Origin of the sequence: Acinetobacter sp. GFQ9D191M, from assembly GCF_011174875.1 — a bacterium.
In the GTDB taxonomy this organism is placed as follows: domain Bacteria; phylum Pseudomonadota; class Gammaproteobacteria; order Pseudomonadales; family Moraxellaceae; genus Acinetobacter.
The window spans coordinates 1-15,215 of sequence record NZ_JAALGV010000020.1 but is presented as its reverse complement, the minus strand read 5'-3'; the positions used below and the strand labels follow the sequence as shown (position 1 = coordinate 15,215).

The 15,215-nt window shown below is 44.2% G+C and carries 18 protein-coding genes; 6 read left to right on the top strand and 12 right to left on the bottom strand.

Annotation, left to right across the window (positions count from 1 at the left end; all coding sequences use genetic code 11):
• Positions 1-110: 110 nt before the first annotated feature.
• Positions 111-716: a hypothetical protein gene (locus tag G5T77_RS03670; RefSeq protein WP_166139359.1), complete on the top strand. Its 606-nt coding sequence runs from the start codon at positions 111-113 to the stop codon at positions 714-716.
• 68 nt (positions 717-784) lie between these two features.
• Here the strand turns inward: G5T77_RS03670 and G5T77_RS03665 are convergent, their stop codons facing one another.
• The 11 genes from G5T77_RS03665 to G5T77_RS03615 all read right to left on the bottom strand — a co-directional run bounded on the left by G5T77_RS03665 (position 785) and on the right by G5T77_RS03615 (position 10,703).
• Complete coding sequence (locus G5T77_RS03665) at positions 785-2,161, bottom strand: NAD-dependent succinate-semialdehyde dehydrogenase (protein ID WP_166139357.1); 1,377 nt, start codon at positions 2,159-2,161, stop codon at positions 785-787.
• A gap of 346 nt (positions 2,162-2,507) precedes the next feature.
• Positions 2,508-2,927: a F0F1 ATP synthase subunit epsilon gene (locus G5T77_RS03660; protein ID WP_004780711.1), complete on the bottom strand. Its 420-nt coding sequence runs from the start codon at positions 2,925-2,927 to the stop codon at positions 2,508-2,510.
• 26 nt (positions 2,928-2,953) lie between these two features.
• Positions 2,954-4,348: a F0F1 ATP synthase subunit beta gene (gene atpD / locus G5T77_RS03655; protein WP_004780710.1), complete on the bottom strand. Its 1,395-nt coding sequence runs from the start codon at positions 4,346-4,348 to the stop codon at positions 2,954-2,956.
• A 30-nt stretch (positions 4,349-4,378) separates the two neighbouring features.
• On the bottom strand, positions 4,379-5,248 hold the full coding sequence (gene atpG / locus G5T77_RS03650) for a F0F1 ATP synthase subunit gamma (protein ID WP_004780708.1): 870 nt from the start codon (positions 5,246-5,248) through the stop codon (positions 4,379-4,381).
• 88 nt (positions 5,249-5,336) lie between these two features.
• Entirely contained in the window at positions 5,337-6,881 is a 1,545-nt protein-coding gene (atpA, locus tag G5T77_RS03645) for a F0F1 ATP synthase subunit alpha (RefSeq protein WP_004780707.1), read from the bottom strand.
• Positions 6,882-6,927: 46 nt separating this feature from the next.
• On the bottom strand, positions 6,928-7,464 hold the full coding sequence (locus tag G5T77_RS03640) for a F0F1 ATP synthase subunit delta (protein ID WP_004780705.1): 537 nt from the start codon (positions 7,462-7,464) through the stop codon (positions 6,928-6,930).
• Between the two features lie 12 nt (positions 7,465-7,476).
• Positions 7,477-7,947 (bottom strand): F0F1 ATP synthase subunit B, encoded by a 471-nt coding sequence (locus G5T77_RS03635; protein WP_004780703.1) that lies wholly within the window; start codon positions 7,945-7,947, stop codon positions 7,477-7,479.
• Positions 7,948-7,986: 39 nt separating this feature from the next.
• On the bottom strand, positions 7,987-8,232 hold the full coding sequence (atpE, locus tag G5T77_RS03630) for a F0F1 ATP synthase subunit C (protein WP_000424060.1): 246 nt from the start codon (positions 8,230-8,232) through the stop codon (positions 7,987-7,989).
• An 82-nt stretch (positions 8,233-8,314) separates the two neighbouring features.
• Entirely contained in the window at positions 8,315-9,190 is an 876-nt protein-coding gene (gene atpB / locus G5T77_RS03625) for a F0F1 ATP synthase subunit A (protein WP_004780701.1), read from the bottom strand.
• 104 nt (positions 9,191-9,294) lie between these two features.
• Positions 9,295-9,693, bottom strand: coding sequence for an ATP synthase subunit I (locus G5T77_RS03620; protein ID WP_166139355.1), 399 nt, complete (start codon positions 9,691-9,693; stop codon positions 9,295-9,297).
• A gap of 170 nt (positions 9,694-9,863) precedes the next feature.
• Positions 9,864-10,703, bottom strand: coding sequence for a zinc ABC transporter substrate-binding protein (locus G5T77_RS03615; protein WP_166139353.1), 840 nt, complete (start codon positions 10,701-10,703; stop codon positions 9,864-9,866).
• A gap of 145 nt (positions 10,704-10,848) precedes the next feature.
• Here G5T77_RS03615 and G5T77_RS03610 point away from each other — a divergent pair, with 145 nt between their 5' ends.
• From G5T77_RS03610 to G5T77_RS03595, 4 genes are read left to right on the top strand one after another with little or no spacing between them, the layout of a single operon-like run.
• Positions 10,849-11,346 (top strand): transcriptional repressor, encoded by a 498-nt coding sequence (locus G5T77_RS03610; RefSeq protein WP_005233384.1) that lies wholly within the window; start codon positions 10,849-10,851, stop codon positions 11,344-11,346.
• Entirely contained in the window at positions 11,328-12,110 is a 783-nt protein-coding gene (znuC, locus tag G5T77_RS03605) for a zinc ABC transporter ATP-binding protein ZnuC (protein ID WP_005233382.1), read from the top strand. The genes G5T77_RS03610 and znuC overlap by 19 nt, the downstream gene beginning before the upstream one ends.
• A gap of 3 nt (positions 12,111-12,113) precedes the next feature.
• Entirely contained in the window at positions 12,114-12,914 is an 801-nt protein-coding gene (gene znuB, locus G5T77_RS03600; RefSeq protein ID WP_034705182.1) for a zinc ABC transporter permease subunit ZnuB, read from the top strand.
• Between the two features lie 3 nt (positions 12,915-12,917).
• On the top strand, positions 12,918-13,388 hold the full coding sequence (locus G5T77_RS03595) for a DUF523 domain-containing protein (RefSeq protein WP_166139350.1): 471 nt from the start codon (positions 12,918-12,920) through the stop codon (positions 13,386-13,388).
• A gap of 39 nt (positions 13,389-13,427) precedes the next feature.
• Here the strand turns inward: G5T77_RS03595 and G5T77_RS03590 are convergent, their stop codons facing one another.
• On the bottom strand, positions 13,428-14,048 hold the full coding sequence (locus G5T77_RS03590; RefSeq protein WP_125279444.1) for a LysE family transporter: 621 nt from the start codon (positions 14,046-14,048) through the stop codon (positions 13,428-13,430).
• 160 nt (positions 14,049-14,208) lie between these two features.
• On the opposite strand from G5T77_RS03590, the gene G5T77_RS03585 reads away from it, so the two are divergent.
• Positions 14,209-15,129, top strand: coding sequence for a Dyp-type peroxidase (locus tag G5T77_RS03585; RefSeq protein ID WP_166139347.1), 921 nt, complete (start codon positions 14,209-14,211; stop codon positions 15,127-15,129).
• Positions 15,130-15,215: the final 86 nt, after the last annotated feature.

Genomic DNA, 15,215 nt, shown 5'->3' with positions numbered 1-15,215 from the left:
AATCATTTGTATTCAAAATATTTGTTATGACTTTGCAACAATCTTTTTTATCTCCACATTTTATTCTTATAGTCATGCATTAGAACCACCTGCTCCGAGACTACGATTTCATGTCCAAGATTCTTGTAAATGCTCTTCTTCCTTTTGCCCTATTTAGCTCAGGCGTTTTATTAATGGGCTGTGAACAGGCGACCGAAGCACCGGTCGAGCAAGAACAAAGTACGCTTTCTACTGATCTTGAACCTGTACAGCAAAGTGATCGCACGACGACTGCGCAAACAGAGCTAAAGTCTGGCAATATGTTTTATATGGTGCGTGATGTGGCTGATCTGCAATTCAAGGCGGGCAGTTATGTCGAACAGTTAAAACAGACCCAAACTGATCTCCAAACTGCGGTGGATACTAAAGATACCCAGCAACTGCAAGCTACAGCAGGCAAGTTACAACAACAGTTGACAGGCTTTAATCAGGCCTTAAGTGAACTGAATTTAAAAAGTCAGGAAATTGATCAGGTACGTAACAATATCATGAGTGCCAATCAACAGGTTCTGGCTTCTCCTTTACTGAATGGCCAAGTCGATTTCAGCCAAGTTGATTTAAAGAAAATTGAAAGCCAGATGGTCAGTGTGCAAGCTGAAATGCTTAAACTGGCAGGCATGCTGATTCAAAACCCAGATAAAGACGCTTCATCAGAAGCTGAAACAGAAAACACCTGATTTACGATTATATTTCGTTCAAAAAGAAGCCACTGTTTAAGTGGCTTCTTTATTTTAGAAATTAAATATTATTTTTTTGGGCTTTTTACGACAACCAGACGTTTCTGCACAAATTCTTTGAAACCATCAATTGAAAGTTCATGACCATAACCTGAATTTTTGATCCCGCCAAATGGCAGCTCTGGCGCAGTATCGGTATACCAGTTAATCCAGATCATGCCAGTTTCTACACGTGAAGCCAGCTTTTTCGCCCGCTCAATATTTTGTGAATGAATCACGCCTCCGAGACCATAATTGGAATCATTGGCAATCGATACAATTTCATCTTCATCTTTTGCCACATAAATTTGAGCGACCGGGCCAAAGAATTCTTCATACCAAGCCGGATTATCACGGCTGATATTTTCCAGAATAGTTGGCTGATAGAAATTACCTTCATGTTCATAAGGCTTACCACCAGTCAAAACTTTCGCGCCATTCTCTACAGCTTTATCCACCTGCTTGGTCAGTTTTTCCAACGCATCTGCCGAAGACAGTGGGCCAAGAGTAGTTTCAGAATCCAATGGATCACCAATTTTTAAGCCTTCAAAGACCTCGAGCATGCCCGCTTTAAATTGTTCTGCAATTTTCTCATGCAGGATAAAACGTTTAGCTGCTGTACAAACTTGCCCCGTGTTATTAACGCGTGCCTGACAGCCAATTTTGATCGCTTTTTCCAGATCAGCATCATCCAGCACAATGAATACATCATTACCGCCTAGTTCCAGTGTCGATTTGGTGACATATTTCCCAGCCTGCCCTGCTACCGCACGCCCTGCGCCTTCTGAACCCGTGAGAGCAACGCTTTGTACACGCGGATCTGCGATAATATCTGCGACCTGATCGCTACTGATAAACAGATTAGTCCATACGCCTTTCGGTGCGCCTGCATCCAAAATTAACTGTTCAAAGGCTTCAGCACATTGCGGAACGATGCTGGCATGCTTGGCTACCACAGGGTTGCCAATCGCACAGTTCGGGGCAAAAACACGCATCAATTGATAGAATGGGAAGTTCCAGGGTTCTACCGCCATAATAATGCCTAAGGGATGATGCTCTACCCATGCTTCTCCTAGTTCCGTTTCATAAGAAACTGGCGCTAAAAACTCTTTGGCATGATCAGCATAATATTCTGCAATACGTGCACAGCTTTCGATCTCACCTTCACTCTGCTTGATCAGCTTACCCATATCCAGCGTCATGATTTTAGCCAGTTCTGACTTATGTTCCCGCATATTGTTTGCCAGTTTACGAAGTACCTCAATCCGGGTATCTACTTGTTGAGTCCAATCCGACTTCAGGATTTTTTCTGCGGTATCCAAAGCATTCTGGATATCTTGATCAGTGTGTGACGGATAATCTTTTAATTTCTGGTTGTTAAAGGGGTTAACGGATTGATAACTCATAATTAGATCCCTGCTTGGCCAATTCAATTTTTATAAATGGATAACAACGTGATTTGCGTCGTGACAGAGGTAGTAGAACCGTGAAACTTTTTATTGAATAAATCTGAAAAGCTTAAAGACGCCATATCAACTTAGCATTGTTTTTTTCTGACTATGGTTTTGCTTACAGATTGGTTCAAAAGATTACGCAGCGCAGGTAAAAGTTATATCGAGTGGTACAAATTAGAGCTATATAGTTTTCTTAAAATAATTATTCATAAGGCTAAAATCTGGTAACTTTTTTCAAAATAGTTTTTATATAAAAAAACCACCCTTTCGGGTGGTTTTTTCAATCTTAAACCAGCAATTACATTGCACGGTTTTTGATTTTGCGGATCGTTTCCAGCTGAGCAGCAGTTTCTGCAAGAGCAGCCAAAGCAGCAGCAGAGTCCAAATCGCTCTTTTGATTTGCTAGCAATTGTTCAGCGTGTTTACGCGCTTCAATAATTGCAGCTTCATCCAAGTTTTCTGCACGGACTGCTGTATCAGCAAGAACCGTAACAACATGCGGTTGAACTTCTAGAACACCACCAGATACATAGATTAATTCTTCTGTACCGTTTTCCAAAATAACGCGGATCGCGCCAGGTTGGAGCAAAGTTACCAGCGGAGCGTGACCAGGCATAATACCTAACTCACCGCCAGCACCTTTAGCAATTAGCATAGTTACAGTGCCTGAGTACAAAGACTCTTGAACACTTACAACGTCACATTGCATAGTCGCCATGAGAATCTCCTAAATTAGGGAACTAATTAAAGTTTCTCAGCTTTAGCAATCACTTCGTCAATACCACCAACCATGTAGAACGCTTGTTCTGGGATGTGATCGTATTCACCAGCTAGAAGACCTTTAAAGCCACGAATCGTTTCTTTAAGCGGTACAAGTTTACCAGGAGCACCAGTAAACACTTCAGCTACGTGGAACGGTTGAGAGAAGAAACGTTGGATCTTACGTGCACGGTATACAGTAAGTTTGTCTTCTTCTGACAATTCGTCCATACCGAGAATTGCGATAATGTCTTTCAATTCTTTATAACGTTGAAGAACGTTTTGAACTGAACGAGCGATTTCGTAATGCTCAGTACCAACTACAAGTGGATCTAGCTGACGTGAAGTAGAGTCAAGTGGATCAATCGCAGGGTAAATACCTTGAGAAGCGATGTCACGGCTCAATACAACAGTTGCGTCCAAGTGAGCGAACGTAGTTGCAGGCGATGGATCTGTTAAGTCATCGGCAGGTACGTATACCGCTTGGATTGACGTAATAGAACCAGACTTAGTAGATGTAATACGTTCTTGAAGAACACCCATCTCTTCTGCAAGAGTCGGTTGGTAACCTACTGCAGATGGCATACGGCCTAGAAGTGCTGATACTTCAGTACCCGCTAGTGTATAACGATAGATGTTGTCGACGAACAATAGTACGTCACGGCCTTTACCGTTTTCGTCTTTTTGATCACGGAAGTACTCAGCCATAGTCAAACCAGTCAACGCTACGCGTAAACGGTTACCTGGTGGCTCGTTCATCTGACCGTAGACCATTGCTACTTTGTCAAGAACGTTAGAGTCTTTCATTTCGTGATAGAAGTCATTACCTTCACGAGTACGTTCACCAACACCAGCAAACACAGATAAACCTGAGTGCGCTTTCGCGATGTTGTTGATCAACTCCATCATGTTTACAGTTTTACCAACACCGGCACCACCGAACAGACCAACTTTACCACCTTTCGCGAACGGGCATAGTAAGTCGATGACTTTAATACCAGTTTCTAGAAGGTCAGTAGAAGCCGCTTGTTCTGCATAAGAAGGCGCTTGACGGTGAATTGGTAAACGCTCTTCAGTCGCAACAGGACCAGCTTCGTCGATCGGGCGACCAAGAACGTCCATGATACGGCCAAGAGTCGCTGTACCTACTGGTACAGAGATCGGAGCGTTAGTGTTAGTTACGTTCAAACCACGCTTAAGGCCTTCAGTAGAACCCATTGCAATAGTACGAACTACGCCATCACCAAGTTGTTGCTGAACTTCTAATGTAGTTTCAGTACCGTCAACTTGGAGAGCGTCATAGATCTTAGGAACGCTGTTACGTTCAAACTCGACGTCGATAACCGCGCCGATGATCTGAATGATACGACCGCTACTCATTGCTGTCTCCTCAATTCAAACTAATATATGTTAAACGGCAGCGGCACCACCAACGATCTCAGAAATTTCCTGAGTAATCGCGGCTTGACGCAGCTTGTTATAAATAAGTTGCAGGTTCTTGATCAATTCACCCGCGTTATCAGTTGCAGCTTTCATTGCAACCATACGAGCAGACTGCTCACACGCGATGTTTTCGATCACACCTTGATACACCACAGACTCGATGTAACGAACCAACAAGCCATTTAAAAGCTCTTCAGCTTCAGGCTCGTAGATGTAATCCCAACCGTATTGACGGTTAAGCGTCTTGTCTTCTTCAGCAGCTGCCAAAGGAACAAGCTGTTCGATCTTTTGGTTTTGAGTCATGGCGTTGACAAAGCCGTTAGAAACCAGATAAATACGATCTAATTCGCCTTTATCATAAGCGTCTAACATCACCTGTACAGAACCAGATAACTGTTCAAGACTTGGAGTGTCGCCCACTTGAGTGGTCGCACCAAGCACTTTACCGCCGTAGTTTTTAAAAAACGAAACCGCTTTTTGACCAATCAAAGCAAATTGAACTTCAATTGACTGCTCTTGTTGCTGTTGAACGTGTTTTACCACTTTCTTGAACAGGTTAATGTTCAAACCACCAGCAAGGCCACGATCTGAAGACACAATGATATAGCCAACGCGCTTAACAGGACGTTCAACCATATAACGGTGTTTATATTCAGGATTCGCTTGTACCAAATGAGCAATTACACGGTGCATATTTTCGGCATACGGACGGCCTTGTGCCATGCGCTCTTGCGCACGACGCATCTTAGAAGCTGCTACCATCTGCATCGCGCGAGTAATTTTCTGCGTGCTTTTGATACTAGCTACTTTGGCGCGAATTTCTTTTAAATTTGCCATACGCTTAACCTAGTATTCGAAGGCCCTTACGAGCCCTCGAAGGTTGATTCCGTGAACCAAACCAACACCAATCTAGCAAGTTGCTAGATTAGTAAGTTTGAGTCGCTTTGAATTTTTCAATACCAGCTTTGAATTCAGCTTCGATATCTTTATCCCAAGCACCAGTCTCGTCAATTTTTTGCATTAACGCAGCGTGTTCTGAACGGAAGTAAGCAATTAACGCAGCGTCAAAGTCTACGATTTTCTTCACTTCTACGTCAGCCATGTAGCCTTCGTTAGATGCATAAACTGATACAGCTTGGTCAGCGATTGAGTATGGAGCATATTGTTTTTGCTTCATAAGCTCAGTTACGCGTTGACCGTGTTCAAGCTGTTTACGAGTTGCTTCGTCAAGGTCAGAAGCGAACTGAGCAAACGCTGCCAATTCACGGTACTGTGCAAGTGCAGTACGGATACCACCAGACAATTTCTTGATGACTTTAGTCTGCGCAGAACCACCAACACGAGATACAGAGATACCCGCGTTCACAGCAGGACGAATACCTGCGTTGAACAATGATGTTTCAAGGAAGATCTGACCATCAGTAATCGAAATTACGTTAGTTGGTACGAATGCAGATACGTCACCTGCTTGAGTTTCAATAATCGGCAATGCAGTTAATGAACCAGTTTGGCCTTTAACTTCACCGTTAGTGAATTTCTCAACGTAGTCAGCAGATACACGAGAAGCACGTTCAAGTAGACGTGAATGTAGATAGAACACGTCACCTGGATAAGCTTCACGACCTGGTGGACGACGAAGAAGCAATGAAATTTGACGGTAAGCAACAGCTTGTTTAGACAAGTCATCATAGATGATCAGAGCGTCTTCACCGCGGTCACGGAAGTATTCACCCATTGTACAGCCAGAGTATGGAGCCAAGAACAGCATTGCTGCTGGATCGGCTGCAGCTGCTGCTACAACAGTTGTATACGCCATAGCGCCAGTTTCTTCTAGCTTACGTACTACGTTTGCGATAGTTGATTGTTTTTGACCAACTGCAACGTAGATACATTTAATGCCAGAGTTTTTCTGAGCGATGATCGCGTCGATCGCCATAGCTGTTTTACCAGTCTGACGGTCACCAATGATCAACTCACGTTGACCACGGCCTACTGGGATCATTGTATCTACTGATTTATAACCAGTTTGTACAGGTTGATCCACTGATTGACGCCAAATTACGCCTGGTGCTACTTTTTCAACAGCATCAGAAAGTTTTGCATCAATAGGGCCTTTACCATCAATTGGGTTACCCAAAGCGTCTACGACACGGCCAAGAAGTTCAGGACCAACCGGAACTTCTAATACACGACCTGTACAACGAGCTTTTTGACCTTCTTGAAGGCTTAAGTAGTTACCTAAAACAACGACGCCCACTGAATCCTGTTCTAGGTTCAGTGCCATACCGTATAAGCCGCCGTCGAATTCGATCATTTCACCGTACATTGCATCAGCAAGGCCGTGAATGCGCACAATACCGTCGGATACCATAACAATGGTACCTTCGTTTTTAGCGGTCGCGCTGGTGTCCAGATCGCCGATACGCTGTTTAATGAGCGCACTGATCTCGGATGGATTCAGTTGTTGCATTGCGCTATACCTCAATCTTTTTAAAGTTCAGTCTTCTTATATGCAATTAAGCTAGAAGACGAGTACGCATTTTTTCAAGCTTATTAAGCGCAGAATCATCTATCACTTGGTCGCCTGCACGAATAACCACACCCGCGATTAACGCTGGGTTAACTTCTACAGAAACGTTTACTGCTGCATTGAATTTTTTCTCTAACGCATGAGTAAGAAGTTGTTCCTGTACAGAAGTCAATGGGAATGCTGATTCAATTACAACATCCACAGTATTGTTATTCTGTGATTTGAGCTGTTCATATTCTGCAGCGATTTCAGGAAGCAAAGCCAAACGTGCGTTTTCAGCAAGCATAGTCAAAAAGTTTGACACTGCAGGCGTTTGGTCTTCGCCTAAAACTTTAGCAAAAAGTGCCACCTGCTCAGCAGGTGTCAACTCAGGGCGATTTAGATAAGCTGAAAATGCTTCGTCTTGCACCGCAGCACTGAGCAATTCAAGTGCAGTTGACCAGGAGTCAGCTGTACCTTGCTCAGAAGCGTAAGCAAATGCTGCTTTAGCGTAAGGGCGTGCCAACGTCAAGAGTTCAGCCATAATCCGCCTCTCTTAAAGTTTAGCAGCCAGCTGAGTCAGCATGGCATTGTGAGCTTCTGCGTCAACTTGCTGGCTAAGAATTTTCTCAGCACCAGCAACTGCAAGAGCAGCCACTTGTTGACGTAATTCTTCGCGAGCAGCATTGATTTCAGTATCAACAGCTTCTTTAGCTTGTTGACGAATACGCTCACCTTCAGCTGACGCTTGAGTACGAGCTTCTTCGACCAATTGCGCTGCACGACGGTTCGCTTGTTCGATCAATTGAGCCGCTTGTGCTTTTGCCGCGTCCAGTTCAGCTTTCACTTGTGCTTGCGCATCTGCAAGGTCAGCCTTCGCTTTTTCAGCAGCATTTAAGCCATCAGCGATTTTACGCTGACGTTCACTAATCGCATTGATTAGTGGTGGCCATACAAACTTCATGCAGAATGCGACGAAAATCGCAAACGCAATCGCTTGGCCAAACAATGTGAGGTTGATATTCATTGCAAATTCCTCAAATAGTGAATTTCGGAATTAAGCTGATTAACCTACAAATGGATTAGCGAAGATGAAGAACAAGCCAATACCAACACCGATCATAGGCACAGCATCAAGAAGACCCGCGATTAAGAACATACGAGTTTGAAGTTGTGGAGCCAATTCTGGTTGACGAGCTACAGCTTCAAGGAAACGGCCGCCTAGAAGACCAAAACCAATCGCAGTACCTAAAGCACCGAAAGCGATCAAGATAGCAGATGCAATTGCAACTAGACCTAAAGTGAGTTCCATGATAATTCCTCAGAGGTTAGGTTTATACCAAATTAAGTTAAAAAATTGTGCCCAACCATCCCGTGACAGTTAGGCAATACCATTAATGCTTTTCGCTTGCCATGCTCAAGTATACGATAGTCAGCATCATGAAAATGAATGCCTGTAGCGTAATAACAAGAATGTGGAAGATCGCCCAAGGCACAGATAACGCCCACTGGATCCAGAACGGTAATAACGCGATAAGAATGAAGATTAACTCACCCGCATACATGTTACCGAATAGTCGTAGAGCCAATGAAACTGGACGTGCAAGGAAGGTTACCAATTCCAGAATCAAGTTCACTGGAATAAGGATCGCTTTTGCAACTGGGTTACTTGGGTTAAATGGGTTAAGTGCTAGTTCACCAACGAAGCCGCCAACACCTTTTTCACGGATGCTGTAGAACAAGATAAGTGCAAATACAGACAATGACATACCAAGGGTAATGTTAGGGTCAGTAGATGGAACGATCTTGAAGTATACGTGGTGTGGATCAATACCAAACAGGCCACCAATCACGTGTTGAGCGACATAAGGAATCCAGTCAACCGGGATAAGATCCATCAAGTTCATGAGGAAAATCCACACGAAGATGGTTAGCGCTAGTGGAGCGATCAAACGCGATTTACCATGGAAGGTATCGCGTACACTTGAGTCAACAAACTCGATAATCATTTCGATTGCAGACTGGAACTTGGTAGGAACACCAGAGTTTGCAGCTTTTGCTACTAACCAGAATAACAAGCAGAAAATGATACCAAGGCCGATTGACCAACCCATTGAATCCAAGTGAATAGCAGTGAACCCCATCTGTTGAGCTTCAGCACCGTTCTCGGCCAATTTCCATGTACCGTCTGGCATTTTGCCGTAGGTCATATTGGTCAAGTGATGCTTGATATACTCGGTCGAAGTAAGGGCATGTTCTTCAGCAGCCATAAATCACACCTGGTCAATGTCAAAAAACTATAGAACAAACGAATATCGCGTGCTGCTTGATATCTCGCCTGCTCCTAAAAAAACTTTTCAATTTTTTGTTGTGTTTAAACTCGTTTTTGTAGACGTGACACCCAAAAAGGAGCGACCCACGACATGGCTTGAACGAGCATAAAACCACAAAACAACGCAACCGGGGATAACGGCTTGACATTGCTTAAAATTAAAATGAAACCAACAATCACAATTGCAAACTTGCCCATCAGGCCTTTATACATGTTCGAAAGAACCTGCTTAGATGCCCGCGCTCCTGCCGCTCGAAATGATTGCCATGAAAAATAACAACTCGCAAGCCAGCAGACGAACGCCCCCAAAGCGGCACTCAAGGCTACGGTTGAGTCTTTCACGACCCAGCCAATCAAGGCTGAAACAGGAATCATTAATGCTTGTAAGAGGACTAAAGCTTTCGCTAATCGTCGGTCAATCAAGCGACTAGTTCGGCTCATTATTTATTCACTCACAGCAAGCATGCTTGACAAGTTTAGCTGATGATTATTTTTAATCGCAGGCATTATAGAGTTACACCCCTGAACATGCAATCTTTTCCCGACCTTAGTCGTGTTTTTTTCAACAGATCAAATGCTGGCAAACTAATCAAAACTTGATTATTTTTAAATCATTGATGGGCATTTAACACACATTTACGGGTTTGCTCGGCCAATTTCTGCCAGGCTTGGATAAAGTCCCCTGCCCCACTCATGCTTTCATCGACACTCTGGAATACAATCGGTTTCAGTTTTCGGTACTGATTTTCTCCAGCATGCGCTTCTGCAAGCAGACACATTTTGCTCTGCACACGACTGTCTTGCAGAAACTTGATCTGCGCCACGGTTGGTGACACATGTGGATCATCAGTCAAAGCCCCCATGAACTTCAGGTTCAATGGGCGTTCCAGATATTGATAGGCATCATGATAGGACCAATAAGGTTGAGCTTTACTTGTAGAACTATAACGCTGTGCAGTCAAAAACATGGTTTGGGCAAAGTCACGCGCATTTTTCCAATAGGCCTCCCGATGCTCAGGCAGCTGCTGAGAACGTAGGGCTGCAATAAAGAAACCGATACGTACTGCATTATTTGGATCAAGCCAAACATGGGTATCGACAGTATCTTTTAAGGCCTGCCCACGTGGATTACGCATTGGCAAAGTGGTCAGAATACCCGAATCTAAAATCGCGATACTTTTATTGCTATTGTTCAACACTTTTGCCAACGGCGCTTCATGTGCCTGCCCTAACCAGATCACCAGGCCGGCATCCTGAATCGTTTTACGGTGTGCCGGGGTGAGGCTGACATCATGACCGCTTTGATTGGCCAATAATAAAGTCGGCTGTTCCACACCTTGAGTAATGGTCTTGGCAATCAGATAAATCGGCTGCGTTGAAACCACCAGACTTTGCGACCAGCTAATGGTACTGAACAAAGCCAGGCTACACAGGGCAAGGAAACGGAACATGAAGAGAAATCGCTATATAAGGACAAATTTAATAGTGTTATAATATAACAAAATTACAAAAATACCTATGCCCAATCGAAACTCTGGGCGCTTCATGTTAAGATTTGAAATCTTTTAATTTTCAGTTTCGCACCTGAGGTGAACTATGGGTTCATGTTCGCACGAACACCACAATGCATTGCACGGCGTACACGACCATCCAAATGTCGCGCAACGTCTGGCCGAAGCAGAGAGTCTTTGTGCGGCAAGTGGCGCACGCCTCACTCCTTTACGCAAAGAGGTACTGGAACTGATTCTGAATGCAAGCGGCCCGATGGGTGCGTATGACCTGCTGGCACAAATGAAAAATGCCAGCGACCGTCCTGCTGCCCCACCAACGGTGTACCGTACACTCGACTTTCTATTAGAAAAAGGCTTTATTCACCGCCTGACCTCTATTAATGCCTATATTCCCTGCTGCCATCCGCGTGAAGGCCATCAGGCGGCATTCTTGATTTGTACTGAATGTAAAGCAGTCAAAGAAGCATCTGCACAAGGTTTATTAGAACAACTGGATGCCTTGGCGGCTTCAGACGATTTTAGTGCACACCACAGCATTATCGAAATTTCAGGAATCTGTCAGCAGTGTCGCAACAAAGCTTGAATGCATCACCCTTGATCCAGCTTTCCAAGATCTGGGTCAATATTGATGATCGTGACATTTTAAAGGCGATTGATTTCTCTTTGCAGGAGAAAGAGATTGTTACGCTGATTGGTCCAAACGGTGCCGGTAAGTCGACTTTAATAAAGGTCATGCTTGGGATCGTCAAACCGAAATCCGGTGAAATCAAAACGGCGCGCAAGCTGAAATTCTCTTATGTGCCACAAAAATTCAATCCTTCACATAGTTTACCGCTACGGGTCAAAGATCTGCTGGCGTTAGAAAAATGCCCTTCAGCTATTAAAGCTGAAATTATCCGTGATACCGGTATTGCCAAACTGGAAAATTCTAAAGTACAACAGCTTTCCGGCGGTGAACGTCAACGTGTCCTGCTAGCACGCGCCTTATTACGTCAGCCGGATATTCTAGTACTGGATGAGCCAATGCAGGGACTGGATATTCAGTCCGAAGCCGAACTGTATGAATATGTGCGTAGCCTGCCAGAAAAATATGGCTGTGCCATTTTAATGGTCTCACATGACCTGCAGTGGGTGATGCAAGGTACACATCGTGTGGTCTGCTTGAACAAACATATCTGTTGTAGCGGCCTGCCAGAAAGCGTACAGCAACATCCAGAATATCAAGCCATTTTTGGTACCAATCGGGTGTTCTACCAGCATCATCATGACCATTGTGCGCATGGTGACTCCGCGACACCATGCCAGCACGATTCACGCCCTCACATTCACCCCGAGCCGGAAGCTTAAGCCATGATGGATTGGTTATCTCTCCTATTACCTGCATGGATTATGGGAACACTCTTGGTGTTCCTGACCGCACCACTCGGTTGTCTGATGCTGTGGCGCCGTATGTCTTTCTTTGCAGATACGATGGCACATGGTACTTTGCTCGGTGTTGCAATTGCTGGTGCGATGAGCCTGCCACTCTGGATGGGGGTCAGCTTTATTGCAGTCTTATTGGTCGCTGTACTTTGGGTACTGTATGACCCGCGTTTGCCGAATGATGCATTGTTGGCACTCTGCTCCGCCACCCTGCTCTGTTCAGGCCTGTTATTCATTCAGCATTTACCGAGTTTAAGACCGGAACTGCTTAGCTATTTATTTGGTGATCTACTCACTATCTCATGGACAGATCTTCCTACTTTTGCCGTCGTGATTATCTTGGCTTTGGCTGTCCTGTATAAAAGCTGGCAGGCGCAAATCCAAATTGCGATTGATCCTGATATGGCGATCAGTGAAGGGGTGAATGCAAAACTGCAACGTCTAATCTTTATGCTGTTATTGGCACTGTTTACTGTATTGGCATTACGTGCGGTCGGTTCACTCTTGATGGGCGCACTTCTAGTCATTCCAGCTTTGACGGCTCGCCTACTGGCAAACTCGCCTCGTCAAATGGTGATCTGGGCTTTTGTGATTGCACAAATTGGTGTGACGGTTGGGCTCTGGTCAAGTGCAGGTCTGAATACGTCAACAGGTCTGACCATTGTGCTGACCATGTCAGTGCTGTTTGCTGCTATTTTTATCTTGCAGAAGTTTAAAAAACTGGCTTAAGACATGGCAGGCAAATTTTACCTGATCAGTGTCTGCTTGCTTGGACACAAAGTTCGTTATGATGGTCGCGACTGTCTGGTAAAAGAGTTGGTCGATCATTTGCTACCAGATCAATATGTCACGATTTGCCCTGAAGTCAGTAGTGGTTTGCCTATCCCCCGACCCGCAGCAGAGATTCAAGGCGGCACAGGATTAGAAGTTCTTAAAGGTTTAGCTCAAGTAACAGATATTCAAGGAAGGGATGTATCTACTGCTTTTATACAGGGAGCATATGCTGCTCTGAAGCTGGCACAAAAATTTCAAGTCACCCATGCGGTCTTAAAAGCCAATAGTCCATCTTGCGGCAGCAAGCTGATTTATGATGGTTCATTTACTGGGAATAAAATTCAAGGTGATGGCGTGACGGCTGCATTATTTAAACAGCATGATATTGAGGTCATGACTGAAGATGAATTTTTACAGATGATTCTTTAAGAGATTGTTGAATTCCCTCTCCTGTAAGAAGAGGTTCTCCTACTGATGCACTAGACTCAATAAAAATGCGGCTCCAGCGAACAAGCTGGCAAAAGTTCGATTCATGACTTTCTGCTGTTTTGGCGATTTCAGAAGACGCAGAACCTTGGCAGCCAAGCCGGTATAGCCTGCCATCACGATCAGATCAATCGTTACCATAGTCGCGGCCATAATCACATATTGAATCCATTGCGGTTTAGATAAGTCCAGAAATTGCGGCAATACTGCCAGCAAAAATACAATCGCTTTGGGATTACTCATATTGACCAGAAAACCGTGAATGACGAGTTTCCCAGCTGATTTTCGTGCGAGTTCATGTTTAATTTCAATCGACTGCGCTGGTGCTTTCCACTGCAAAAAGGCCAGATACAATAAATAGGCAACCCCAAACCATTTCACTGCAAGAAATGCCCAAGGTGTAGTCGCAAACAATACCCCTGCCCCGGCAGCCACAATGGCAATTTGAACCAATAGGGCGAGTTGCAGGCCGAGCGCATTCCAGTATCCATGTCGAAAGCCATAATTCAGTCCGCTCGACATTGAAGCAATAGCACCCGCACCTGGGGAAATACTGATCACCCAACAGGCTAACATATAAGCAAACCAGACTTGATAGGACATAGAGATTTAACTCATTCAAATTCAGGATCTAATTATATGACTTTTCCAATATTTTCAGCCAAAAAAATTGCTTAAACATCAGACTGCATACTATTCACTCTATAGCGCTTCAGGCACAATAGCAGGATTGGATACAGAAAATTTATTACAGGAGCCATGAATGACAGCCCAATCTGTAATTTTGCCATTACCTTCAGATCATGCTCGCTTTATTGTTTTACGTCTGAAAAATCTCAGTATCGAAGATTTTAAGGAACGATTAAAACAGCTATTTACGACACGCGATCGCCTGATTACCCAACATCCGAATGCGCAAATTAAAACGGCTGTCGCTTTTGGTCCTGAACTCTGGTCAAAATTGTATGAACAGGCACCTGCTGGTTTTAAACAATTAGAGCCAATTCAAGGTTCATTTAATATGCCTGTGGTACCGGCAGATGTGCTGATCCATATTGCCAGTGCGCGTGCCGATATCTGTTTCGCCTTGAGTCAGTCTTTCTTTGAAGGTATTCGCGATCAGGTTGAAGTACTAGATGAGCGTGTTTGCTTCCGTTACTTTGATGGCCGTGATATTACCGGTTTCATTGATGGGACTGAAAATCCGCAATTCCCGGATGATCGAGCTGAAGTGGCTTTACTTGGTGAAGATACGGGCATTTTCCAGGATGGTTCATTCATTTTTGCACAGCGTTATGCGCATAACCTGGATAAATGGAAAAAACTCAAAGTCGATGCTCAAGAACAAGTGATGGGTCGTACCAAACTTGAATCGATTGAGCTCGAGGATGAAGTAAAACCTGCCAATGCGCATATCGCTCGTACTGTCGTTGAAGATGAGGAAGGCGAGGAAATGGAAATTCTACGTCACTCTCTACCTTATGGAGATGGTCGTGGTGACCAAGGTCTATTCTTCATTGCTTATACCAAAGACCTGAAAATCATTGATACCATGTTAGTGCGTATGTTTGGTACATCAGGCGATGGGATCCATGACCGCTTGCTACACTTCGTGACTCCAATGGATGGTGCGTATTACTTTGCGCCGAGTGAGGAATTGCTGGAAGAGGTTTTGGAAGGGTAAAGTGAAAAGCCGATGAAAGTCGGCTTTTTAAATCAATTATTCTTAGAATGAGAATTCTTTTTTATTAGACCTCTTTCATAAATCAT